24 protein-coding genes are annotated in these 25625 nt (G+C 31.6%); 17 read left to right on the top strand and 7 right to left on the bottom strand.

Annotated features, from left to right (window positions below; genetic code table 11):
• Positions 1-5 precede the first annotated feature (5 nt).
• The 9 genes from B4A23_RS12110 (at position 6) to B4A23_RS12070 (ending at position 11327) form a co-directional block, all read left to right on the top strand.
• Positions 6-1010 carry a FecCD family ABC transporter permease gene (locus B4A23_RS12110; protein WP_291120381.1) on the top strand — a complete coding sequence of 335 codons (1005 nt, stop codon included), beginning with the start codon at positions 6-8 and terminating at the stop codon, positions 1008-1010.
• A complete protein-coding gene (locus B4A23_RS12105) occupies positions 1007-1996 on the top strand; it encodes an ABC transporter ATP-binding protein (protein ID WP_291120378.1) in 990 nt (329 codons plus the stop codon). Before B4A23_RS12110 ends, B4A23_RS12105 begins: the two co-directional genes overlap by 4 nt.
• Positions 1965-2654, top strand: a complete 690-nt coding sequence (locus B4A23_RS12100) for an SDR family NAD(P)-dependent oxidoreductase (protein ID WP_114999363.1) — start codon at positions 1965-1967, stop codon at positions 2652-2654. The genes B4A23_RS12105 and B4A23_RS12100 overlap by 32 nt, the downstream gene beginning before the upstream one ends.
• Positions 2655-2774: 120 nt before the next feature.
• Positions 2775-3464 carry a response regulator transcription factor gene (locus tag B4A23_RS12095; RefSeq protein ID WP_114999365.1) on the top strand — a complete coding sequence of 230 codons (690 nt, stop codon included), beginning with the start codon at positions 2775-2777 and terminating at the stop codon, positions 3462-3464.
• On the top strand, positions 3448-4815 hold the full coding sequence (locus B4A23_RS12090; protein WP_291067970.1) for a HAMP domain-containing sensor histidine kinase: 1368 nt from the start codon (positions 3448-3450) through the stop codon (positions 4813-4815). Before B4A23_RS12095 ends, B4A23_RS12090 begins: the two co-directional genes overlap by 17 nt.
• Positions 4816-5080: 265 nt before the next feature.
• On the top strand, positions 5081-5758 hold the full coding sequence (locus B4A23_RS12085; protein ID WP_260392420.1) for an MgtC/SapB family protein: 678 nt from the start codon (positions 5081-5083) through the stop codon (positions 5756-5758).
• 41 nt (positions 5759-5799) lie between these two features.
• Entirely contained in the window at positions 5800-6930 is a 1131-nt protein-coding gene (locus B4A23_RS12080) for an efflux RND transporter periplasmic adaptor subunit (RefSeq protein ID WP_291120375.1), read from the top strand.
• Between the two features lie 13 nt (positions 6931-6943).
• On the top strand, positions 6944-10051 hold the full coding sequence (locus B4A23_RS12075; RefSeq protein WP_291120372.1) for an efflux RND transporter permease subunit: 3108 nt from the start codon (positions 6944-6946) through the stop codon (positions 10049-10051).
• Position 10052: 1 nt separating this feature from the next.
• The gene (locus tag B4A23_RS12070) at positions 10053-11327 is read left to right on the top strand and encodes a TolC family protein (RefSeq protein WP_291120369.1); all 1275 of its coding nucleotides are present in this window, start codon (positions 10053-10055) and stop codon (positions 11325-11327) included.
• Between the two features lie 180 nt (positions 11328-11507).
• Here B4A23_RS12070 and B4A23_RS12065 read toward each other — a convergent pair whose 3' ends face one another.
• The 5 genes from B4A23_RS12065 to aroB all read right to left on the bottom strand — a co-directional run bounded on the left by B4A23_RS12065 (position 11508) and on the right by aroB (position 15567).
• Positions 11508-12119 (bottom strand): hypothetical protein, encoded by a 612-nt coding sequence (locus B4A23_RS12065; RefSeq protein WP_291120366.1) that lies wholly within the window; start codon positions 12117-12119, stop codon positions 11508-11510.
• Between the two features lie 95 nt (positions 12120-12214).
• Positions 12215-13549 carry an MATE family efflux transporter gene (locus tag B4A23_RS12060; RefSeq protein WP_291120362.1) on the bottom strand — a complete coding sequence of 445 codons (1335 nt, stop codon included), beginning with the start codon at positions 13547-13549 and terminating at the stop codon, positions 12215-12217.
• Between the two features lie 9 nt (positions 13550-13558).
• The gene (locus B4A23_RS12055; RefSeq protein WP_147279964.1) at positions 13559-13945 is read right to left on the bottom strand and encodes a hypothetical protein; all 387 of its coding nucleotides are present in this window, start codon (positions 13943-13945) and stop codon (positions 13559-13561) included.
• A gap of 45 nt (positions 13946-13990) precedes the next feature.
• Positions 13991-14527, bottom strand: a complete 537-nt coding sequence (msrB, locus tag B4A23_RS12050; protein WP_414647086.1) for a peptide-methionine (R)-S-oxide reductase MsrB — start codon at positions 14525-14527, stop codon at positions 13991-13993.
• On the bottom strand, positions 14515-15567 hold the full coding sequence (gene aroB, locus B4A23_RS12045) for a 3-dehydroquinate synthase (protein WP_084106957.1): 1053 nt from the start codon (positions 15565-15567) through the stop codon (positions 14515-14517). The genes msrB and aroB overlap by 13 nt, the downstream gene beginning before the upstream one ends.
• A gap of 161 nt (positions 15568-15728) precedes the next feature.
• On the opposite strand from aroB, the gene B4A23_RS12040 reads away from it, so the two are divergent.
• The 7 genes from B4A23_RS12040 to B4A23_RS12010 all read left to right on the top strand — a co-directional run bounded on the left by B4A23_RS12040 (position 15729) and on the right by B4A23_RS12010 (position 23603).
• Positions 15729-16883 carry a GlmU family protein gene (locus B4A23_RS12040; protein ID WP_291120359.1) on the top strand — a complete coding sequence of 385 codons (1155 nt, stop codon included), beginning with the start codon at positions 15729-15731 and terminating at the stop codon, positions 16881-16883.
• Positions 16884-17012: 129 nt separating this feature from the next.
• The gene (locus B4A23_RS12035; RefSeq protein WP_038336998.1) at positions 17013-18050 is read left to right on the top strand and encodes a PLP-dependent cysteine synthase family protein; all 1038 of its coding nucleotides are present in this window, start codon (positions 17013-17015) and stop codon (positions 18048-18050) included.
• A 93-nt stretch (positions 18051-18143) separates the two neighbouring features.
• A complete protein-coding gene (locus B4A23_RS12030; RefSeq protein ID WP_180906155.1) occupies positions 18144-19403 on the top strand; it encodes an aminotransferase class I/II-fold pyridoxal phosphate-dependent enzyme in 1260 nt (419 codons plus the stop codon).
• Between the two features lie 162 nt (positions 19404-19565).
• Complete coding sequence (serC, locus tag B4A23_RS12025; RefSeq protein ID WP_291120356.1) at positions 19566-20636, top strand: 3-phosphoserine/phosphohydroxythreonine transaminase; 1071 nt, start codon at positions 19566-19568, stop codon at positions 20634-20636.
• Between the two features lie 72 nt (positions 20637-20708).
• Positions 20709-21659 carry a D-2-hydroxyacid dehydrogenase gene (locus B4A23_RS12020; RefSeq protein WP_291120352.1) on the top strand — a complete coding sequence of 317 codons (951 nt, stop codon included), beginning with the start codon at positions 20709-20711 and terminating at the stop codon, positions 21657-21659.
• 33 nt (positions 21660-21692) lie between these two features.
• A complete protein-coding gene (locus B4A23_RS12015) occupies positions 21693-22940 on the top strand; it encodes a DUF1015 domain-containing protein (RefSeq protein WP_291120347.1) in 1248 nt (415 codons plus the stop codon).
• Positions 22941-22943: 3 nt separating this feature from the next.
• Positions 22944-23603 carry a YggS family pyridoxal phosphate-dependent enzyme gene (locus B4A23_RS12010; protein WP_291120344.1) on the top strand — a complete coding sequence of 220 codons (660 nt, stop codon included), beginning with the start codon at positions 22944-22946 and terminating at the stop codon, positions 23601-23603.
• 77 nt (positions 23604-23680) lie between these two features.
• Here the strand turns inward: B4A23_RS12010 and B4A23_RS12005 are convergent, their stop codons facing one another.
• On the bottom strand, positions 23681-24616 hold the full coding sequence (locus tag B4A23_RS12005; RefSeq protein WP_291120341.1) for a pyridoxal-phosphate dependent enzyme: 936 nt from the start codon (positions 24614-24616) through the stop codon (positions 23681-23683).
• Positions 24617-24618: 2 nt separating this feature from the next.
• Positions 24619-24996, bottom strand: coding sequence for a RidA family protein (locus B4A23_RS12000; protein ID WP_291120338.1), 378 nt, complete (start codon positions 24994-24996; stop codon positions 24619-24621).
• A 105-nt stretch (positions 24997-25101) separates the two neighbouring features.
• Between B4A23_RS12000 and B4A23_RS11995 the strand changes: the two genes are divergently transcribed.
• On the top strand, positions 25102-25599 hold the full coding sequence (locus tag B4A23_RS11995; RefSeq protein ID WP_291120335.1) for a MarR family winged helix-turn-helix transcriptional regulator: 498 nt from the start codon (positions 25102-25104) through the stop codon (positions 25597-25599).
• Positions 25600-25625: the final 26 nt, after the last annotated feature.

Genomic DNA, 25625 nt, shown 5'->3' with positions numbered 1-25625 from the left:
TCTTGATGAAAGAAAAACCACTATTTTTTGTTTTAATAATTCTAACACTTTTACTTTTTGTTTTGAGTTTAAGCGTTGGAAAAGTCTCGATTTCTTTCACCGAAATTTTTAATGTTTTTTCTGGTCATTCAGATGAAATGTTGCATAATCTTGTGCTTAATTTTCGTTTACCAAAATCATTAACTGCTTTATTGGTTGGTATTTCGTTGCCAATTTCAGGTTTTTTGATGCAAGAATTATTCAAAAATCCGTTAGCAGAACCTTCTGTTTTGGGAATAACTTCGATGGCAAGTTTAGGCGTTGCGATTGTGATTTTTCTTTTTTCGATGATTGGTTTAGAAGAATTTCTTAACAATCCTTGGATTACAATTATAGCATCATTTTTAGGCGCAATTATCGCGTTATTTTTGGTTATTTCGTTATCATTTCGTGTTAAATCATCCGCATCTTTGGTGATTATCGGATTTATGATTGCTGGTTTAGCGGGCGCATTAATTGGCATGATGCAATATTTTGCTCCTTCCGATAAAATAAAAACGTATTTAGTTTGGGGATTTGGTTCGTTGAGCGGTTTATCGTGGGAACAATTAGGCGTTTTTGGTTTATTTGTTTTGAGTGGAATAATTGTTTCATTATTTACTTTACGAGGAATTACCGCCTTATTATTAGGCGAAAAATATGCACAATCATTAGGAATTAATATCAAAAAATTACGTTTTACGATTTTAGTTTCGACAGCATTATTAACGGCGTCAGCTACTGCTTTTGCAGGTCCGATTAGTTTTATTGGATTGGCTGTGCCACATATTTGCAGAACATTATTACGAACAGGAGATCTGAAAGTTTTGTACCGATGGATTTTTGTTTCAGGTATATTTTTTATGTTATTATTTTCGATTTTGACCGAAGTTTTTCCGTTTGGAACTTTACCAATCAATATTATCACAGCGTTGTTTGGAGCTCCAATTGTCATTAGTATTTTGTTGAATAATAAAAACGAAGTGCGATGAAAAATACCGTTTTGAAATTAGAAAATGTTTCGGTTGGATATGGTTCAAAAGAAATTGTTTCAACCATAAATGCGACTATAAATTCGAATGAATTGATAGCTGTTTTAGGTAAAAATGGTGCAGGAAAATCAACCTTGATTAATTCGATTTTAGGTTTTCAGAAAACACTGAATGGAGAAATTTATTTAGAAAATAATTCGATCAAAAAATTATCTTCTCAAGAAATTGCGCAGCAAATTGCAGTTGTTTTACCACGTTTGTCGATTGTTCCAAAAATTAAAGTTTCGGAATTGGTTGCGATGGGACGTTTGCCTTATCACAAGGTTCTGAAAAAGATTTCTATTGAAGAACAAAACTTAATTGATGAGGTTTTGGAATTGGTTGGAATTTCGAATTTGGCAAATCAATTTGTGAATGAAATTAGCGAAGGTCAATTGCAATTGGTGATGATTGCGCGTGCGTTGTGTCAAGATGCGAAATTGGTGATTTTAGATGAACCAACTTCTAATTTAGATTTAGCGAATCAATATCGAATTTTCAATTTGTTGAATGAATTAAAATTGAAAACAGATAAATCGTTTTTGATGATCACACACGAAGTTGATTTTGCATTGGAAAAAGCGGATAAAATTTGGTGGATTGAAAATGGAAACCTTTTTGAAAATATTCCAGAACAAATGGCTTTTGAGCATCAAATTATTCAAAAATTATCCAATCAAAATTTAACGTATGATGAAAAAAATAATCGCTTTTCAACACAAAAATCATTTTTTAAAACGATTGATGTAAAAGGAAATTCGGAATTAGCTTTTTGGGTGAAAAATGCCTTAATTCGAAATGGAATTTCTGTAGAAAATAATGCGGAAAATCATATTGAAATCACAGAAAATAACATCATCTTTGAAGGAATAAAGTTTGAAACGATAGAAGAAATTGTAAATTTTGTACAACACTATGAAAAATATAATTGTAACGGGAGCGAGTAGAGGAATTGGTTTTGAATTGGCAAAACAACATTTGGAATTAGGAAATCGAGTGTTGACAGTCTCTCGAAATGTAGATAAATTGAAGGAATTAACAGCTTTTGCAAAAGAAAATCAATATCAGTTTATTGGTGTTGATTTGGCTAATTTTGATGAGATTTCAGATGTTTTGAAAGCTGTGGAATCTTGGAATAAAGTAGATGTTTTGTACAATAATGCGGGAGTTTGTATCAACAAACCATTTATAGAAATGCAACAAGAGGATTTGTTAACTTCTTGGCAAATTAATTTTATGGCACCATACCGATTGATACAAGTTTTGATGCCAAAATTTGATACATCTTCTCATGTAGTTAATATTTCGACAATGGGAGCTGTACAAGGTTCGGTGAAATTTCCTGGTTTGTCTGTTTATTCGTCTTCAAAATCTGCAACGGTTAATTTGACTGAATTGTTAGCAGAAGAATTAAATGAACTTGGTCCAAGAATAAACGCAGTAGCGTTAGGAGCGGTGCAAACAGAAATGTTAGAAGAAGCGTTTCCGGGATATATTGCGCCTTTACAACCAGATGAAATGGCCGAATATTTGGTTGATTTTGGATTGAATGGTTGGAAATATTTTAACGGAAAAATTCAACAAGCTTCTATTTCTACGCCATAAAAAAACGTAATAAGAATCTTTAAAAAAGATATAATCTGCATAAAAAAATAAGTTTTTATGCAGATTTTTTTATTTGAAATTAATGGAATATCCTTAAAACTAAAACCTTATTTTTGTAGTATGCATATTTTAGTAGTAGAAGATGATCAAAGAATGTCTGAATTAATTCGAAGAGGATTAATAGAAAATGGATTCGAAGTTACTGTAGTTTATGATGGTGAAATGGCACTTAAATTAGCTCTTCGCGAAGAGTATGATTTAATTGTATCTGACATAATTTTACCTAAATTAAGTGGATTAGATTTTTGTCAAGAAATCAAAAAACAGAAACCTTTTCTTCCTATTATTATGTTAACAGCTCTTGGAACAACAGATGATAAAGTAGAAGGATTTGATGCTGGTGCAGATGATTATATGGTGAAACCTTTTGAAATGCGAGAACTTGTTGCTAGAATAGGGGTTTTATCAAAAAGAAATTTTAATCATAATTCACAATCCTTTTTATTAAAATATGATACTTTAGAGATGAATCTTCATACTAAAATTATAAAAAGAGAAGAAAAAGAAATTGATTTAACTCCTAAAGAATTTCGATTGCTTCAATATATGTTAGAAAACAAAGAACGAGTTTTGTCTAGAAATGAAATTGCAGAAAATGTTTGGGACACACATTTTGATACAGGAACTAATTTTATTGATGTTTATATAAATTATTTAAGAAATAAAATAGATAAACATTTTTCTACAAAACTAATTCACACAAAAACAGGTCAGGGATTTATATTTAAAAAAGATGAAAATAAGAGTTAGACTGACTATTTTATTCACTTTGCTTACAGCTGCAATACTTTTCTTTTTTGCTTTTATTATTTATTATTCAGCTAAAAAAGATAGAGAAAAAGAGTTTTTTGAATTATTGAAAAAAGAAGCAATTACAAAATCAAATCTTTTTCTTAAAGCTAAAGTTCCTTCAGAAGTTTTACATAATATTTATCATAATAATAGACAAACAATCAATGAAGTAGAAGTTGCGGTTTATAATCAAAACAAAAAACTACTTTATCATGATGCAGTTGAAATAGATTTTGTAAAAGAAACTGACGAATTATTTGATGAAATACAACAAAAAGGATTTGTAATTTTTTATCAAGATAAATGGCAAGTGGTTGGAATGAATTATGTTGTAGATGGCAATCATTACATTGTAACAGCGGCCGCTTTAGACGAATATGGATACAGTAAAATGAATAATTTATTGAAAAATATCATACTGATTTATATTTTTTCTTTGTTATTAATTATTTTGTCTGCTTTCTTTTTTACTAATAAAGCAATCAATCCAGTTAAAGAAATAACAAATAAAGCTAAACAAATCTCTGCTTCGAATTTAGATTTGAGAATTGAATTGAAGTCAAAAGGAGATGAATTAGCAGAATTAACAACAACAATTAATCAAATGTTGCAACGATTAGAAAACTCTTTTGATGCACAAAAAAACTTTGTTTCTAATATTGCGCATGAACTTCGTACACCTTTGGCGGCAATTATAACAGAGTTAGAAATGGCTGTAGATAAAGAGCATACTAACGAAGAATATCAACAGTTAATCCAATTTGCATTGAATGATACGAAAAGAATTGTTCGTCTTTCAAATAGTTTGCTTGATATGGCAAAAGCAAGTTATGATCCTTCGGAAATAAATTTTAAAACGATTCGGATTGATGAAATACTTTTAGATTCTGTTGCACAAATTCAAAAAAATAATAAAGAGTATAAAGTAGATTTAAATTTTATTAGAATACCAGAAGAAGAAAACGAAGTTGCAGTTATAGGAAATGAGTATTTATTAAGGGTTGCTTTTACTAATTTAATAGAAAATGCTTGCAAATATTCAATTAATAATAGTTGTATTGTTCAAGTTGATTTTGATGATAAAGACGTGAAAATTAATTTTATTAATAAAGGAGATAAAATTGATCAAGAAGAATTAGCATTGATTTTTAAACCTTTTTTTAGAAGTGATAAACATAAAAATATTCAAGGACAAGGAATAGGATTACCTCTGACAAAGAAAATTGTCGATTTACATGATGCTCGTTTAGAATTATATTCCGAAGAAGGAAAAGAAACTATTTTTCAGATCGTATTGAAGAAGTCATAATAAAACTTAAATCATTAAAAAAATATAATGGAAGCCTGCAATTTAGCAGGCTTTTTTTGTTCTAATAAAATTCTAATATTCTTCTAAAGGGTTTCTAACAGCAGTAGCTTTTGATGTATTGTAAATTTGCACCAGAAAAAATAAGAATGGAAACAGATTCCCAGTTTGTCGAACAATAAACCTATGATTCATTTATTGCTTTTAAGATAATTGAAATTTTGGTTTGTCTTTAAAAAGGAAAAAAATGAATTTAATGAATTTTACAATGCAGCTAGGATTAGCTTTCCTATTAGGAGCTGCAATAGGTTTAGAGCGAGAATATCGTCAAAAAAGTGCTGGATTAAGAACAAATACTTTAGTATGTGTAGGTTCAGCAGCGTTTATATTAATGTCTTATTCTATCGGAGGTGATGCAGTAGGACGAATAGCTTCATATGTTATCAGCGGAATAGGTTTTTTAGGCGCTGGAGTAATCATGAAAGATGGATTAAGTGTAAGAGGATTGAATACTGCCGCTACGATTTGGTGTTCAGCAGCAATTGGGTTATTTGTCGGTTCAGGACTTTCAATAGAAGCAGTTATACTTACTTCAATTATAATGTTAGCGCATCTACTATTAAGACCAATTAGCAATCACATTTATCGTTATTCTTTCAAAAATAAAAACCACAAGGATACTGAATATTTATTGGTAATAAAATGTAGAAATGATGTAGAAAATCATTTGAGAGTATTACTAATGCGATCAATAGAGAATAATGAAAATCTTATGATGAAGTCTCTTTCAAGTGATGATGATTTAATAAATGATTCTGTAATGATTTCAGCAGAAATATCAGCTTTAAATCAACAAGATAGTCTTTTAGAAAAAATAGCAAGTCGATTAACAATTGAAAAAGATGTCCAGAAAATTCGTTGGGAAATTATAAGTAACGAAGTGTAAAAATAATAAACAGTAATAAGAATATACAGAAAAAATATCTCATGAAAATAACAAGATTAAATCATTTTATACTGCTTTTAGTAGGAAGTACAATGTTTTTGACGAATAGTTGTAAAAATAAAACAGAGCAAACTGATAATCCAGATTTTTATTGGGTAAATAATGAAATAGAATTATCAGAAAATTCTCCAATAGAGTCTAAATTGAAATTAGAAACAACAAAACTTCAAACGATAGAATCGGAGTTAAGTTCGACAGGAGTTGTAAAAGCAATTCCTGAACGATTTGCTCAGGTAGCATCGCCTTTTGCAGGACGCATAGTAAAATCTTTCGTCACATTGGGACAGTATGTGAAAAAAGGCTCTCCCATTTTTGAAATAAAATCTTCAGAATATTTTTCAGCTCAACAAGAATATTTTTCAGCTCAACAAGAGTTAAAACAAGCAGAAATGAATTTGAAACGTCAAAAAGATTTATACAATCATGCTGTAGGTGTAAAAAGAGAATTAGAGGAGGCTGAGACAGATTATAAGTTAAAGAAAATAGCAACAGATCAAACTGCTGCATCATTAAAAGTTTTTAATTCATCTTCTAGAGTAGGAATGGGGCAATCTTTAATTGTTCGGTCTCCTATTTCTGGACGAGTTGTAAGCAGTGATTTAGTTGTTGGACAATTCATAAAAGAAGATCATGAAGCTTTAGTTACAGTAGCAGAATTATCAAAGGTATGGATTTCGGCACAAGTAAAAGAACATAATTTAGGTTTCTTAGAAGAGTTAAAACATATAACATTTACAGTTGATGCTTTTCCATCAAAAATATTCGAAGGAAAAGTAATTAATATAGGACAATTGCTAAATGAAGAAACGAGGAGTGTTGATGTGCTTATAGAAACGGATAATAATCAATTTGTTTTAAAACCAGGAATGTATGTTAACGTAACATTGAATAGTTTAGATAAAGAAGAGATAATTCTTCCTCCTAAAGCTGTTTTTCAAGAAAATGAAAATCAATATGTTTTTGTGAAAATAGGTGATAGAAAATATCGAAAAGCAAAAGTAAAAGCAATTAGAACTTCAGAAAATAACGATTTTGTTCGTGTTACAGATGGTTTAAAAGTAGGAGAAAGAGTAGTGATTGAAGGAGGTATCTTTTTAATGGGAGCAAAATAAATAAGCTATTGAGATGAATAAACTAATAGAAATGGCGATTGCCAAAAAATGGTTAATGGTAGCTTTGTTTTCTTTGGCTGCATTCTTTGGATATTATTCTTGGAAACAATTATCTATCGAAGCTTATCCTGATATCGCAGATGTAACTTCACAAGTTGTAACTCAAGTTCCTGGGTTGGCTGCGGAAGAAGTAGAACAACAAATAACAATTCCAATAGAAAGAGAGCTAAATGGTTTACCAGGTATGCATGTTATGCGTAGCAAAAGTACATTTGGATTATCTATAATTACGATTGTATTTAAAGATGGAGTAGATGACTATTGGGCTCGTATGAGAATTCAAGAACGATTGAATGATATTGAGTTGCCGTATGGAGCTGAACCAGGATTAGATCCTTTAACATCTCCTATTGGAGAAGTATTTCGTTATATTATTGAAAGTGACACAAAGAGTTTAAGAGAATTAACAGATTTACAACGCTTTGTTATTGTACCAAGAATTAATCAAGTTTCAGGAGTTGCAGAAGTAACAAATTTTGGAGGAATCACAACGCAATATCAAATAGAAATAGATCCAAATAAATTAACTCAGTATGATGTATCGCTAAATGATGTTGTAGAAACAATAGAAAAAAACAACATTAATGCAGGAGGAAGTACATTACCTCAAGGAGATATAGGATATGTGATTAGAGGAATAGGTCTTGTAAAAGATTTAGAAGATTTTGGTAAGATTGTTATTAAATCAGAAAAAGGTGTACCTGTTTTATTATCAGATATAGGCGAATTAAAATATGGAAACTTAGAACGAAAAGGAATTTTAGGCTATAGCGATAAAAACCGAAATCATAGTGACGGAATTGAAGGGATAGTTTTATTGTTAAAAGGAGAAGATACTTCTGTAGTTTTAGAAGGTATTCATGAAGCTGTAGATGAATTGAATAATGATTTGTTGCCAAAAGATGTAAAAATACATGCATTTTTAGATCGTACAGATTTAGTCGATACAACACTTAATACTGTTTCATACACATTAATGGAAGGTATTTGTTTAGTCGTTATTGTACTTATTGTATTTCTTGGAAGTTGGAGAGGAGCTCTTCTAGTAGCTATAACAATTCCTATTTCATTGCTTATTGCATTTATATTAATGCATTTTACATCTATTCCAGCTAATCTACTTTCGTTAGGAGCTATAGATTTCGGAATTATTGTAGATGGAGCTATTGTGATGATGGAAACCGTTTTGAAAAAAAGAGAAGAAAATCCAAAAGAAGAATTAAAGGAGAAAACTATTTCAACGGTTGCAAAACAAGTAGCAAAACCAATATTTTTTGCAACACTAATTATTATAACAGCTTATTTACCATTGTTCGCTTTTGAAAGAGTAGAACGTAAACTTTTTACTCCGATGGCTTTTACTGTTGGTTATGCATTACTTGGAGCTTTATCAGTTGCTCTTTTATTAATCCCAGGATTAGCATTTGTAATGTATAAAAAGCCAAGAAAAATTTATCATAATAAATGGTTGGAAAAGCTGACGAATTCTTATTCAAAGGTTATCAAGAAAATAGTTGCTACACCCAAAAAAGTTATTCTACCATTACTTATAGTTCTTGCTAGTGCAACAGTATTATCTATTTCTGTTGGAAAAGATTTTTTACCAACATTAGACGAAGGTTCTATTTGGTTACAAGTAGAATTACCTCCAGGATTATCGGTAGAGAAGTCAAAGGAAATGAGCGATGTATTGAGAGAACATACAATGAAATATGACGAAGTTACTTATGTAATGGTTCAAGCTGGTAGAAATGATGATGGAACAGATCCATGGACAGCATCTCATTTTGAAGTTTCAATAGGACTGAAACCATATAAAGAATGGCCTAGTGGAAAAACTAAGAATGATTTAATTCGAGAATTAGAATCAGAGTATGCTAGTATGCCAGGATATACAGTTGGTTTTTCTCAACCAATGATTGATGGCGTTATGGATAAAATATCAGGAGCACATAGTGAGTTGGCTGTAAAAATATATGGGAAAGATTTTACTGAAACACGCAAAATAACTGAGAATATCATGAAAGAATTAAAAATGGTAAAAGGTGCTGTTGATGTATCAATAGATCAAGAACCGCCTTTACCTCAACTTCAAATTCATGCTAATCGAGATAAAATTGCACAATATGGATTGAATGTTTCTGATGTTTCAGAATTAATAGAAGTCGCAATTGGAGGAAAAGCTATTTCTCAAATATTTTCAGATGATAGAGTATATGATTTTACTTGTAGATATAAAGAAGATAGTAGAAATACACCAGAAAAAATAAGACAATTAACTTTGACAAATGTAGATGGTGTAAAAATACCATTAGCGCAAGTTGCGGATGTAAAACTAAATACAGGAGAAAGTACAATTACACGTGAAATGAATAAACGTCATTTGACAATAAAACTGAATTTGAGAGACCGCGATTTAAGTTCTTTCCTAAAAGAAGCCCAAAATAAAATAGAACAAAATATTGATTATGACCATAGTCAATATCATATTAAATGGAGTGGACAGTTTGAAAATCAAGACAGAGCTTATAAAAGACTTTCAGTTATTATTCCAATTGCAATATTAGTCATGTTTATACTTTTATATGCAGCATTCGGTAAATTGAGACAAGCTTTGCTTTTAATAGGAATTATTCCTTTGTCGATATTCGGTGGAATGTTAGCTTTAAATGTAAGAGGAATGACGTTGAATGTATCTTCAGCAGTTGGTTTTATTGCATTATTTGGAGTTGCAATTCAGAATGGAGTGATTATGATTTCTCAAATCAATTTACTGAAAAATAAAGGAATGGAACTTTCTCAAGCTGTTATAGAAGGTACAAAAAATCGTTTCAGACCTGTTTTGATGACAGCTACAGTTGCGATTCTAGGATTATTACCAGCTTCATTAGCAACAGGAATAGGATCAGATGTTCAACGTCCATTAGCAACTGTTATCGTATACGGATTATTATTTTCAACAATCATTACACTTTTTGCCCTTCCAGCTTTGTATTATATGATCGAAAAGAAATGGGGAAAAGATTCAGTAGAAAAATCAGTTAATCAAAAACAAGATTAAAATGAAAAAATATTGGTTATTAGTTGTGTGTAGTTTATTTATAGTAAATACTAAATTAATTGCTCAAACAACAAATGAAAGCGAATTAGATTATAAAAAATTTATAGAAACAGTTCAAGCGAACAATATTTCTTATACAGCAGAGCGCTTTAATGTAGATATTGCCGAAACAGAAATTTTAAGTGCAAAAGCATTTGCGGATCCCGAACTTCAATTTGAATATTTTGATAATGGAGAAGCCAAAAGAAAAATGGGACTTGGATATTCAGCGGAAGTTGGATGGGTTTTAGAATTAGGAGGAAAAAGAAAAGCTCGAATTAATTTAGCTAAAAGTGAATTTGAATTAACGAAATTAATTCTTTTAGATTATTTCAAAAATTTAAAAGCAGACGCAACGTTAGGATTTCTTCAAACAATCTATCAGAAAGAAATGTTGAATGTAAAAGAGAATTCTTATAACATGATGAATCAGTTAGCAAATTCGGATGAAATAAGATTCAAATTAGGAGAGATTTCTGAAACTGATGCAAGACAAAGTCGATTAGAAACTCAGTCATTAAAAAATGAAATAATACAAGCAGAAACAGATTTTGCTACATCAAAAATTCGATTATCAACTTTTATGGGAATCGATCAATATGCAGATTTATTTTCTACAGTAGGAGATTTGAAAACGTTTCAACGTGATTTTGATTTAATCAATTTGACTGAAATGGCCTTAAGTAATCGAACAGATTTATTAGTTGCCTTGCAAAGTAAAGATGTTAGTCAAAGAATGATTGAGTTAGCTAAAGCAAATCGTGCAATAGATTTGGGATTGATTTTAGGATTAGAGCATTCAACAGCTGTTAGAAATTTGGAAGCAGAAACTCCTCAGTTCACACAAATTAAAGGAGGAATAAGTATTCCATTGAAATTTTCGAATAAATATAATAATGAATTGAAGGTTGCTAAAATGCAATTTAAACAAGAGGAGCTAAATTATAAACAAACAGAATTAGAGATTAAATCTCAAGTAAAAGAAGCATATGAGTTGTATGAAGGTTATAAAAAGCAGTTGAAACAATTTGATATTGAAATATTAAAAAACGCGAATTTAATATTAGAGGCTAAAAAATACAGTTACAAAAGAGGAAATTCGTCTTTGTTAGAGGTTTTAGATGCTCAGCGTACTTATAATGAAACTCAAAATCAATATTTGGAAACTCTTTATAACTGTGCTTCAGGTCTTATTGATTTAGAAAGAGTAGTAGGAATTTGGGATATTGATTTTTAAATCTTGGCTAATTCTAAAGATTTATGAATTATATTCGCGATGATTTTTCCATTAAATGTCTAGGACATATTTCAACGGAAAAATTTAATAAGCTTCTATTTCTACATCTTAAAAAAAAGTAGAGTTTAGATGAAATAAAAAAATCCAACTTTGTGAAGAGTTGGATTTTTTTAATGCTATTTATTTAAAATTAATTGTAACTAAAAAATAATGTGGAATTTTGAAATGTTCGCCCAATTTTTCTGGTGCAATATCTGATTGAGCAACTTCACAATATGAACCCGAACCATCTGGATGAATTGTTGGAGTGAGAATAGCAAATATTGCATTTTTCTTATTTGGATTGATTGTTATTTCTTTTTTCTCTCCAAAAAAATCTTTTAAAGCATATTTATCTGAATCATTCATAAGAATGAAATAAGATTTTTTTGTTCCAAAAAGATGGCTTCTAATATATGTTTTAAGTTTTCCATCACTCATTTTGAAAAAGAATTTTAATGATAATGAATTTGAATTAATCTTGAAATAATCTGATTCTGACGAGTCAAAAAGTAACTTTTTAGTAGTTAATTTACCTTTTTTATATTCTTCAAGATTAATTTGATAATTTTTTCCGTTTAGTAAATCTCCCTCAAAACTTAAAGTTTCGATATAAATATTTTCAAAATCAATGATATCTTGAATTTCATTATTATTGCTTCCGTATTTATAAGTCATTTTTATTGTATTTTGACTGAATGCAAAATTTGAAATTAAGAATAAAGAGAAAGTAAATTTTAATAGTTGCTTCATTTTTATAGTTTTAATAATATACTATAAATGACGCAAAAAATAAATGAATGTTGCATTTATCTAAAAAAATAGATTGAAGTGCTTGAATAATAGATCTAATTCGATTCAAAAACTCGTTTTCTAAAAATATACATCAATGGAAAACTGCGTAAAAACATCCAAATTCCAAATGCAATCCAAATTCCATAAATATTTAAACCAAAGTAATCTGCAAGATAAATGGTTGGTAGAAACCCAAGAAATGTTGCGATAATTAAGTTGTTTCGCAAGAGTTTTGCATCGCCCATTCCCTTGAAAAATCCATCAAAAATATAAGCCAATGTGTTGATTGGTTGCATTAATAAAACCATCCAAAATACAGAATTGAAAATGATCAAAACATTTGGATCTTGATTGAAAATTTGCCCAATTTGATTATAAAAAATGAAACAAATCGCAATTAAAATACACGCAATTAAAACTGAATATTTGGAAATATCTTTGCTTAAAATCCAAAGTTTAGGATAGTTTCGTTCGCCTTGTAAACGACCTGCCATCGCGTTTCCAGCACCTGCATATCCGTCAATAAAGAATGAAAAGAACAACCAAATATTCATCAAAATACTTTGCGCGGCGATATAATTTTTTCCGTAATCGGTGGCGTAAGAATTCGCAAGAAAAAATGCAACATTCAACGAAGCTGTTCGTAAAATAAAATTGAAACTTAAGTTGATATATTTCTTAAAAAGTGGATGAATGGTTTTTCCTGGATTTAATCCAAATGAAGTTTTCGTGAAATAGTAGTAAAACGCCATAATTACCATAATCAATTGTGCAATCAAACTTGCATAAGCAGCGCCTTTAATATGATAAGCGGGAATTATCCCATTTACTCCAAAGATTAGAATATAGTCTAAAAAGACATGAACAAATGCAGCTGTTAAACTACATTTCATTGCCCAAACGGTGTTTTGCATTCCTCTAAATGCTCCAAAAAGAGTGAGCGAAATAAGTGTTAATGGAAAACCAAATGCTCTGATTTTGTAATAATCTACTGAAAATTGAAGAACCAAATCTTTTGCATTGTACAATTCGAATAGATTTTGTGCAAAAAAATACGTTGGAACAAAAATAAGTAAACTCAAAAATAGATTGAAATACAACGCTTGCGGAACTAAAGTTTTGAGACTTTCCAATTTATTTGCACCAAAACTTTGCGAAACCAAAGACGAAATAGAGGTTTTGGTTTGGGCAACAATCCAGATAATTCCTGAAAGAAAAGAACCAACTAAACCAGTCGCAGCAATTGCTTCAACCGAATATTCTTTTACATTACCCACCATCGCAATATCGGTTAAGGTAATAAGAGATTCGGCAATTCCCGAAAAAATAGCAGGAATCGCTAATTGATTAATTTGTTTGAACGTAATTCTATTCGAAACCAAACTCATTTCGAAAAATTATTTTTTTACGCGTTTATATGGTGGTTTGTTTTTGATGATTTGACTCAACATAAATAAGGTAGTTCCGACCAATGTGAAATAACCCAAAAGTGGTAAGCCAGGAATGTGATAATCGTTGTATTTGAACATGAAAATACATGCTAAATATCCAGCGAAAATCAAATAATAAATTACTTTTTTGAATGATCCGTATGTAAATTTTCCTCGAATATATTCAATCAAATTCAATAGAATTAAAAAGAAATAAAAACCGAAAAAGATATAACGCAACGGATTAATCGGACGATCGGTTGTTCTTATATTCACCATTAAATTGTAATTGTAAACACCGTTATAAATTAATAACAATAAGATAAGAACGATAATGATACGAAGTATTTTCATAAAGTATTTTTGCATTAAAAAAGCTGTCGAAACAGCTTTTTGATTTTATTTTACAAGTTTGAAATCTAACGAAAGCGAATTTACACAATAACGTAAACCAGTTTCAGTAGGTCCGTCATCAAAAACGTGTCCTAAGTGGCTTCCGCAATTTCCGCAAAGAATTTCTGTTCTCTTCATTCCGTGCGAAGTGTCTACGCGTTCTACGATTTTACCTTCTTTAATTTCTTTGTCGAAACTTGGCCAACCACAATGTCCGTCAAATTTAGAAGAAGAAGAAAACAATTCTTCTCCACATGCATTACACGTGTAAATTCCGTTCTCGAAATGCATGTTGAATTTTCCTGTAAAAGGACGCTCTGTACCAGCTTCTCTTAAAACGTAATATTCTTCAGAAGAAAGCTCTTTTTTCCATTCTTCATCTGATTTATTGATATTGAATTCAGGTTTTTCGTTCATCGCAACAGTGTTTGAAGGTTGTTCTACTTTAGCATCTTCTTTCTTGTGTTGAGATGTACAAGCAACCATAAGGCTCAATATTAATCCAACAACAAAAAAAGAAGTATATTTTTTTAGGCAATCCATTGATTATATTTTTCAAAAGCTTGTCTGATTTCTTCTTCAGTACAAACTACATCATAACGACAATTTCCAATCTTGTTGATCAAGCTAAAGTTGATAGAATTGTTTTGATTTTTTTTGTCGTGTTTCATCCATTCCATTAAGTTCGGAAAAATTTTCATATCAATTGTATTTAAAGCATACATTGACGAAAAACTTTCACAAACTTCTTCTACATCAGCTTTAGAAATTAATTCTTGATCATAACTAAGGAACGTTTCAATAATCATTCCGATTACAATTGCTTCACCATGTAAAAGTGGAAAATCAGTTTCTAAGGATTCACTTTCGATAGCATGACCAATTGTATGACCAAAATTTAAAATTTTGCGTTCACCTTTTTCATACGGATCATTGTCAACTACATTTTCTTTGATATGAATAGAATCCATGATAAAAGGGGCCAAAGCTTCGGCATCGTGCGAAGGTAATTGTACCAAATTATCCCAATGATCACGATTTTTGATTAAACCATGTTTCAACATTTCTGCCAAACCAGATTTTACTTGACGTTGCTCTAATGTCAACAAAAATTTAGGATCAACTAACACCATTTCTGGCTGTGTAAATGTCCCGATCATGTTTTTCATTCCTTCCAAATCAATTCCATTTTTTCCGCCAGCAGAAGCATCGACTTGCGATAATAACGTAGTTGGAATGTTAATAAATTTGATTCCACGCTTGAAAGTAGAGGCCATAAAACCTCCCATATCCGTTAAAACTCCACCACCAACATTAATAACTAATGAATGACGATCTGCACCCAATTCGCTCAACGCTAACCAAAGATTAGTTACAGTATCGATGTTTTTATTTTCTTCTCCAGAGTCAATTTCAAGGATTTCGTAAGCAGAAATATTGTCCAAATCGGCTAATAATAGCGGTAAACAATGCACATGAGTGTTCTCATCTACCAAAAAGAAGATAGAAGAAAAAGTGTTATTTGCAAGGTAATCGTCTAATATATATGCGATTGAACCAAAATGAATCGGAGCTGATTTCAAAATGAAAAATGTTTTTAAAATGTGCCTAAAATTACGACGACCTTTTTACATCAACCAAATATTTTGAATGATTTATTTTAGGAGAGCTGTTGATAGAATCTATATTGATATTATCGACTTATAAAATAATTATTTTTAAATTTGCACAAATTCATAGATCAATGAACATAGTTCTTTTTGATGGCGAAGAATGGGAAGATTTTTTGCCCCTAACATTTACAAGACCTGTAGCTGCCCTTAGAATGGGAATATTGAGTTTTGCAGAACGTTGGGAAAAAATACTAAATACAGAGGTTTCTTATCAAACGAAACCTTATTTGCAAGAAAAATTTCCTGCTAAACTTCAAACAGAAAATACATTTATCAACCCAACTTTTTTTCCGAATGAAAAATTAATTGAAGCGATAAAGAATTTAAAACCAAACCAAACCCTACTTTTTGACAATCAACTTGTAGCAGTTAAATCAACTGAAGAAACTCCAAAAATCACATCAGACATTATTCAATTAGAAGATGAAGTAATACATCTACAACATTCTTGGGATATGTTTACATACAATTTTCAAGCAATTGAATTTGATTTTGATTTGGTTACAAAAGGAAGAACTTCTCAACCAATATCAGCAACCAACCAAGTTTTAGCTCCCGAAAAAATATTTATTGAAGAAGGTGCGAAAGTTGAATTTTCTATTTTGAATGCATCAGAAGGTCCAATTTATATTGGAAAAGATGCCGAAATTATGGAAGGTTCTATGATTCGTGGCGGATTAGCTTTGTGTGAACACGCAACGGTAAAAATGGGTGCGAAAATTTACCCAGGAACTACAATAGGTCCTTATAGTAAGGTTTGTGGTGAGTTGAGTAATGTTATCTTAATTGGTTATACAAACAAAGGACATGATGGGTATTTAGGAAATTCTGTTCTTGGCGAATGGTGTAATTTAGGTGCTGGAACAAATAATTCGAACCTAAAAAATAATTACGACATTGTAAAAATTTGGAGTTACAGAGAACAACGATTTGTAAAAACAGGTTTACAGTTTTGTGGTGTAATTATGGGCGATCATGGGAAAGCAGCTATAAATACACAAATAAATACTGGTACAGTTGTTGGAGTTTGTGCCAACATTTTTCAGGCAGGTTTTCCTCCAAATGTTATAAAACATTATAGTTGGGGAGGGAATTCGGATGCCCCAGTTTATAATTTAGATCGTGCTTGCGAAGCCGCAGAACGAATGATGAAGCGAAGAAAAATTGCTTTTACACCTGCTGATAAAAGAATTTTAGAACATATTTTTAATTTAAATAATAACTAATTTAATAACGAGTAAATCATAAGAATTTTAGGTTAAAATTGTAATATGATTAATTTTACGTGTTAATCTTTTAACAATTAATTAAAAAATCCTTAATTTTGCTTTTTGTTAGAAAAGAATATTTGTGAAATGACTGGTAAATATAAAAACGTTTTAGAGTTAATTGGAGATACTCCATTAGTTCAGTTAAACAGAATTAACCAAGACATTCCAGGCGAAGTTTATGCAAAGTTAGAATGTTACAATCCTGGACATTCAACAAAAGACAGAATAGCTTTACATATTATAGAAGAGGCTGAAAAAAATGGTCTATTAAAACCTGGTGCTACGATTGTAGAAACAACTTCAGGTAACACTGGATTTGCTGTAGCTATGGTAGCTATCGTAAAAGGATACAAATGTATCTTAGCGGTATCGGATAAAACAAAGGCAGAAAAGATTTCATTCTTGAAAGCGATGGGAGCAAAAGTATTTTTGTGTCCTGCGAACGTACCTGCTGATGATCCAAGATCATATTACGAAGTAGCAAAACGTATTGCTGCGGAAACGCCAAATTCTCTTTATATTAATCAATATTTTAATCAAGGGAATACAGAAGCTCACTATTTAACAACAGGTCCTGAAATCTGGAATCAAACAGAGGGTAAAATTACTCACCTAATCGGTTGTACAGGTACAGGAGGAACTTTGACAGGTAGTGCACGTTATATAAAAGAGCAAAACCCAGATGTGAAAATCATCGGAGTTGATGCTTATGGATCGATCTTGAAAGGTTATCACGAAACTGGTAAAATTGATCAAAATGATATCTATCCATACAGAATCGAAGGAATGGGAAAAAATTTGGTTCCTGGAGCTTTAGATTTTGAAATGGTTGATTCTTTTATCAAAGTGACAGACGAAGAAGCTGCTTATCGTACAAGAGAAATTGCTTTGAAAGAAGGAATTATGGCAGGATATACTTCTGGTGCTGCTACACAAGCATATAAACAATTGGCTGAAGCTGGAGAATTTGACGAAAATTCTTTAGTTGTAATTTTGTATCCAGACCACGGATCACGTTATATGACAAAAGTCTTTAGTGATGATTGGATGGCAGAGCAAGGCTTTACAAATAGCAGACTCAATGGTTTAGAAGCTCGAGCAACAGTCGAAAGAATCAAATAATACGTATATTTGTAAAAATTAAATATTTAAAGTAGGTAGTGTTCGTTCACTTTCTACTTTTTTTCAATTAATAAAAAATTAAACTATAATAAAATGGACATTTTTGAACGTTTAAAACAGAACCCTGGACCATTAGGTCAATTCGCTGATTATGGTGAAGGTTATTATGTTTTTCCACAGTTAAAAGGAGAAATTGGACCCGTAATGGAATTCCAAGGTAAAAAAGTAATTACTTGGTCAATCAATAACTACTTAGGTTTAGCTAATCACCCAGAAGTTCGTAAAGCGGATGCTGATGCTGCGGCACAATATGGTATGGCTTATCCAATGGGAGCTCGTGCAATGTCTGGTCAAACAGATTATCACGCTCAATTAGAGCAAGAATTGGCTGATTTCGTTCAAAAAGAATCTGCTTATTTAATGAATTTCGGGTACCAAGGTATGGTATCTACAATTGATGCTTTAGTATCTAAAAATGATGTAATCGTTTATGATGCTGAATGTCATGCTTGTATTGTTGATGGTGTTCGTTTACACTTTGGTAAACGTTTTATTTATCAACACAATAATATTGAGAGTTTCGAAAAAACAATTATTCGTGCACGTAAATTAGCTGACAAACAAGGCGGTGGAATTTTAGTGATTACAGAAGGTGTTTTCGGAATGACAGGTAAACAAGGAATCTTGAAAGAGATTGCAGCTTACAAAGACGAATACAAATTCCGTTTATTGGTAGACGATGCACATGGTTTTGGTACTTTAGGTAAAACTGGAGCTGGAGCTGGAGAGGAGCAAGGTTGTCAAGATAAGATTGATATCTATTTCTCAACTTTCGCAAAATCTATGGCAGGTTTCGGAGCATTTATCGCTGGTAACAAAGATATTATCCGTATTTTAAAATATAATTTACGTTCTCAAATTTTCGCTAAATCATTGACCATGCCAATGGTAATCGGAGGTTTAAAACGTCTTGAATTGTTACGTTCTCAACCAGAACTTAAAGATAAGTTATGGCACAATGTAGAAAAAATTCAGAAAGGATTAGAAGAAAGAGGATTTGATATTGGAGGTTCTAACACGTGTGTTACACCAATCGTATTGAATGGTTCTCCTATCGAAGCGACTGTGTTAGCGAAAGAAATGCGCGAAGAATATGGTATTTTCGTTTCTGTAGTAGTTTATCCAGTTATTCCAAAAGGAATGATTATTTTCCGTATTATCCCAACTGCTGCTCACGAAGACGAGCACATCGAATATACGTTAAACTCATTTGCTGAGATTAAAGATAAATTAGCTGACGGATATTACAAACGCAAAGCAGAAGAATTGAATGTTGATTTTGTTCAATACTAAAATAAATATTCAATCAAATAATAGAAAAACCCTAAACTGAATAAGTTTAGGGTTTTTTGTTTGTATTCTGTTCAAAAGTTAAGTAATTATTCCCTTCTTTCCACATTTGATTTACTATATTTGTTTACAAATTAAACACACAAACACACAACAATTTTAATTATGAAAATTCACAATTTTAGTGCAGGACCATGCATTTTACCGCAAGTTGTTTTTGACAAAATGGCTCAAGCTTGTTTAGATTTCAACAATTCAGGAACATCAATTTTAGAAATTTCTCACCGTCGCAAAGATGCGGTAGAAGTGATTGATACAGCAAGAGCGTTGGTAAAAGAATTGATGAATGTTCCAGAAACGCATGACGTAGTTTTTATGCAAGGCGGAGCTTCATTGCAATTTCCTACTGTAGCTTACAATTTATTGAAAGAAGGCGGAAAAGCAGCTTATACACAAACAGGAAAATGGGCAGAAAATGCTATCAAAGAAGCGAAGCGTTTCGGAGAAATTGAAGTTATAGCTTCTTCAAAAGATCAAAACTATAATTATATTCCAAAAGGATACACTGTTCCTTCAGATGTAGATTATTTTCACTGCACATCAAACAATACTATTTTTGGAACACAAATGAAAGAGTTTCCAAACTCTCCAGTTCCAATAGTTTGCGATATGTCTTCGGATATTTTATCTCGCACAATTGATGTTTCTAAATTTGGAGTAATCTATGCTGGAGCTCAAAAAAATATGGGACCTGCAGGTTCTGCCGTTGCAATCGTTCAAAAAGATTTATTAGGTAAAACAGGGCGTAATATTCCTGATTATTTAAACTACGAAACACATATCAAAAAAGAATCATCGTTTAACACTTGGCCAGTAATTGCAATTTACGGTGTCATGTTAAATTTACAATGGTTAAAAGAGCAAGGAGGAGTAGAAGCGATTGCAAAAATTAATACTGCAAAAGCGGATGCAATGTATGCTGAAATTGATCGTAACGGATTATTTACAGGAACTGCTGCAACAGAAGACCGTTCTCAAATGAATGCTACTTTTGTCTTAAATAACGAAGATTTCAAAGCTGATTTTGACGCAATGTTAAAAGAAGCTGGAGTTGTTTCTTTAGCTGGTCACCGCGATGTTGGTGGATACCGCGCGTCAATGTACAACGCTTTACCATTAGAATCTGTTCAAGTTTTGGTAGAAGTAATGAAACAATTTGAACAAAAATTTGGATAAATCTTTTTGTATTAGGTACTATGTACTACCTAGACTTAATACTTTTTACAATTTACATTTTACAATAAAAACATGAAAATATTAGCAAACGACGGAATTTCTAAAGCAGGAATTGAAGCTTTAGAAGCAAAAGGTTTCGAAGTAATAACTGCTCACGTAGCGCAAGAACAATTAGAAAATTATATCAACGAAAACGGAATAGAAGTACTTTTAGTACGTTCTGCGACTAAAGTTCGTCAACCTTTGATTGATGCGACAAATCTTAAAATTATTGGTCGTGGTGGAGTTGGTATGGACAATATCGATGTTGCTTATGCGCGCGAAAAAGGAATTCAGGTGATTAATACGCCAGCATCTTCTTCTCAATCGGTAGCAGAATTTGTGATTGCGCATTTGTTTTCTATCGTTCGTAATTTGCACCAAGCCAATCGTAATATGCCTTTAGAAGGAGATTCTAACTTCAATGGATTGAAAAAAGCTTATGCAAAAGCAATCGAATTGAGAGGGAAAACAATGGGTGTGATCGGTTTTGGTCGTATCGGTGTAGAAGTGATTCGTGAAGCGATTGGTTTAGGAATGAATATTTTAGTGTATGATAAATTCCCTGCAACACGTGACATCGAATTAGAATTTTTTGATGGTCAAAAATTAACGTTTACAATCACTTCTGTTGATTTTGATGAAGTAATTACGAAAGCAGATTTCATTTCGTTGCACGTTCCAGCGCAAGAGGGATATATTTTGGGTGAGAAAGAATTTGAAAAAATGAAAGATGGCGTGATTGTAATTAACACGGCTCGTGGAGGAGTTGTTGATGAAAAAGCGTTAGTTGATGCAATCGAAGATGGTAAAGTTGCAGGTGCGGCATTAGATGTTTTCGAGAATGAGCCAACACCAGAAATGGGCTTGTTGATGAACGAATCGTTGTCGTTATCTCCTCATATTGCAGGTTCTACGAATGAAGCGCAGGACAGAATTGGAACTGAATTAGCTTCGCAAATCGTTGAGATTTACGGAAAATAATTTTGAGTTTCATTCTATCTAAAACTATTCAAAATGCCTCAATTTAAACCATTCAAAGGAATTCGACCTACAGAAGAAACTTCTCAAGAATTTGTGACGCTTGCCGTTAATCAATATTCGAAAGAAGAATTGGATTATTATATCAATAACAGAGAAAACTCTTTTTTGCATATTATTTTGCCAACTTGGGACGAAACGATTCAAGATCCGAAAGAGAAATTCAGAAAAGTTCGCGAGAATTTCGAGGATTTTATTTCGAAAAAAATATTAACGCAAGACAAGTCTTCTTTTTATATTTATCAAGTGATACAGCCTGATGGACGCGAAACAAAAGGACTTTTGGGCTTGGTGAATATTGATGATTATCGTCAAAATAAAATTAAAAAGCATGAAGAAACATTGGAACGTCGTGTGGAATTATTTGCTGATTATTTGAAGGAATCTCACTTTCATGCGGAGCCTGTTTTATTGACTTATAAACCTGCTCAACGTGTAGATTTGTTAATTGATACGGAAATGAAACGCAAGCCGATCCTGAAAATAGAAGAAGAAAACGGAACGCAACATTTATTATGGAGAGTTGATAATCGATTGAATTTAAAACAATTAAAAGATTCGATCGAGAAATTGGACGAATTGTATATTGCTGATGGACATCATCGTATGGAAAGTTCGGAACGATACACAAAATTTGCGGTTGAAAATTCGAAAGATGAAGTCTATGGTGATGAAGCGTTTAATTATACGTTAGCACTTTTAGTTTCGAATGAAGATTTGATTATCAATGATTATAATCGATTAATTAAAGATTTAAATGGCTTAACTCCAGAAGCGTTTTTAACTGCTTTAGAAGTTGATTTTGAAATTATTCCGAAAGTTGATGAATTAGTTGTGCCAACAAAAAAACATCATATTGTGATGTATTTAGATGGTCAATTTTATAGTTTATATGTCAAAAATAACTTATTGACAACCGAAGGATTAAGCGAGTTGGATACGTATATTTTCGAAGAAAATGTGATGAAACCAATTCTTAATATTCAAGATTCTAAAAAGGATAAACGTGTTCATTACGAATGTGGAACGCGTAATAGAGAAGGAGTGGAAGCACTTAAAAACAAGGTTGATCATCACGATTATATTGCAGCTTTTGCTTTCTATCCAGTGGATGTGAAGGATTTGCAATTGATTGCAGATTTAGGGCTTAAAATGCCTCCAAAAAGTACATATATCGAACCAAAACCTTTAAGCGGTTTTGCTGTATTCGATTTGAAAGAATAAAAAATGAGTATTCAAGAAAATTTAAAAACAATCGAAGCTACAATTCCTGCTCATGTGACATTGGTAGCGGTTTCTAAGACAAAACCTGTGGAGGATTTGCAAGAAGCTTATGCGGCTGGAATGCGAGATTTTGGAGAAAACAAAATTCAAGAAATGTGCGATAAATACGAAATTCTTCCAAAGGATATTCGTTGGCATATGATTGGACATGTACAAACCAACAAAGTGAAGTATATGGCGCCTTTTGTGCATTTAATTCATGGAGTTGATAGTCTAAAATTGTTGAAAGAAATTCACAAACAAGCCGAAAAAAATAATCGCGTAATTAATGTATTGTTGCAACAATTTATAGCAGATGAAGAAACTAAATTTGGTTTAGATCAAGAAGAAATTCAACAAATTATGCAAGAAGAAATTCAACATTTACCAAATGTTCACGTAGTTGGATTGATGGGAATGGCAACGTTTACGGAAGATGAAAATCAAATTCGAGAAGAGTTTCGTTCTTTAAAATCTAACTTTGATTCGTTGAAAAATAATTTCGAAAATCTAACTATTTTATCAATGGGAATGTCAGGAGATTATCAAATTGCGATAGAAGAAGGCAGCACAATGGTTCGTATAGGAAGTTCAATTTTTGGACATCGTAATTATTCGATTTAATAGAATATTTTTACAATACCAAACCCCTAAAATTTATGTTTTAGGGGTTTATTTTTTTATTATTTATAGAAAGATTTTTAAAAAGGCAAAGTGTCTAAATTGACATTTCCACCAGAAACGATTATTCCTATATTCATATTTTTATAACTTTCTTTTTCTTTGATTAATGCAGCTAAAGCCACAGCAGAAGAAGGTTCGCAAACAATTTTTAAACGTTCCCAAATTAATTTCATTGCTGCAATTATTTCTTGTTCTGTTACACGTATTATTTTTTCTACACCTTTTTGGATGATGGGAAAATTAATATCACCTAATTCTGTTTTCAAACCATCTGCAATTGTATTTGTTGTAATGTTAGATTCTATTTTTCCACTTTCTAACGAACGATAGGCATCATCTGCTTCAAAAGGTTCTCCACCGATTACTTTACAATTTTTACCAAAGTTTTCCGCAGCAATAGCTGTTCCCGCAATTAAACCTCCACCACCAACAGGAGTAAATATATAATTCAGGTCTGGATGTATTTCTAATAATTCTTTCGCTGCAGTTCCTTGTCCAAGAATAACATTGAGATCATTTGAAGGATGAATAAACATTGCACCTTTTTGTATTTCGATTTGTTTTGCTGTTTTCTCTCTCGCTTCTAAAGTTGGTTCACACTCGATTATTTGCCCATTGTATCCTTTTACAGCGTCTTTTTTAACTTGTGGAGCAGTTTTGGGCATCACAATAAAAGCTTCAATTCCCAAGCTTTTTGCTGCAAGTGCTAAAGCTTGAGCAAAATTACCAGAAGAATGTGTCACAACTCCTTTTTGCTTTTGTTCGTCTGTAAGTTGCATGATAGCATTTGTTGCACCACGCATTTTGAAGGCACCCATTTTTTGAAAGTTTTCGCATTTAAAAAACAACTTCGCTCCAACTATTTCGTTCAATAAACTTGACGTTAAGATTGGTGTATTGTGAATAAAAGGTGAAATTCGTTGATGAGTTTCTATAATAGCTTGTTTGTGCATCGTTAGGATTTTTTGATTGCGGTTACTTCAACTTCGATTAATGCGCCATAGTGCAATTCATTTGTTGGAATAACACATCGCGTTGGTTTATGCGTTCCGAAAAAATCACTATAAACGGCATTTACTTCATCCCACAATTGAATATTCGGAATGTAAATTCGAACCTGTAATATATGGTTTTTATCGCTATTAGCTTCATGTAATATCGTTTCGATATTTTTTAAAACTAAGATCGTTTGCTCTGAAATTGTTGTTGGAATTTTCTTGGTTTTGCGGTCAATTGGTAATTGACCAGAAAGATATAGAATTCCATTATGTTCTATGCATTGTGAGTAATGTCCATTTGCAATTGGCATATTTTCGGTTTGAATAATTTTCATTTTCTTATTGATTTTAAATATATCTTTATATCAAGATATATTACAAATATATCAAATTATCTTTACATCAAGATAATTTGTACATTTGTTTTTCAATTAATTGTGATGAAAAAAGATAAAGATTTAATTGATGCATTAATTGCTGATTGGAATATAGAACGTCCAGATTTGGATGTTGATGCAATGCAGATTGTAGGTAGAGTGATGAAATTGGGTAAGATTTTCGAGAATAGAGCAAGTTTGGCTTTAAAGGAAAATGGAATCTATTATACTGATTTAGATGTTTTAGCAACGCTTCGTCGTTCAGGAAAACCTTATCAATTAACGCCAAAACAATTGATGGAATCTGTTGTAATTACTTCTGGAGCGATGACAGCGCTTTTGAATCGCTTAACAAAATTAGAATTAATTTATCGTGCGGCAGATGAAAATGATGGAAGAATAAGTTTGGCTGGACTTACAGAAAAAGGAAAGAAAATTATTGATGAAGCTATCAAAAAAAGATTTGATGAAGCTAAAAATTCAATTCAAATTTTGAATAAAAAAGAACAAGAAGATTTATCTATTTTATTAAAAAAGCTTTTGATAGAATTGGATCAATAATTATTATAAAAAAAACCTGAACAGAT

The sequence above is a fragment of the Empedobacter sp. UBA7248 genome (assembly GCF_002472945.1).
Lineage (GTDB): Bacteria > Bacteroidota > Bacteroidia > Flavobacteriales > Weeksellaceae > Empedobacter > Empedobacter falsenii_C.
This window is presented reverse-complemented; position numbering and strand designations above follow the sequence as displayed.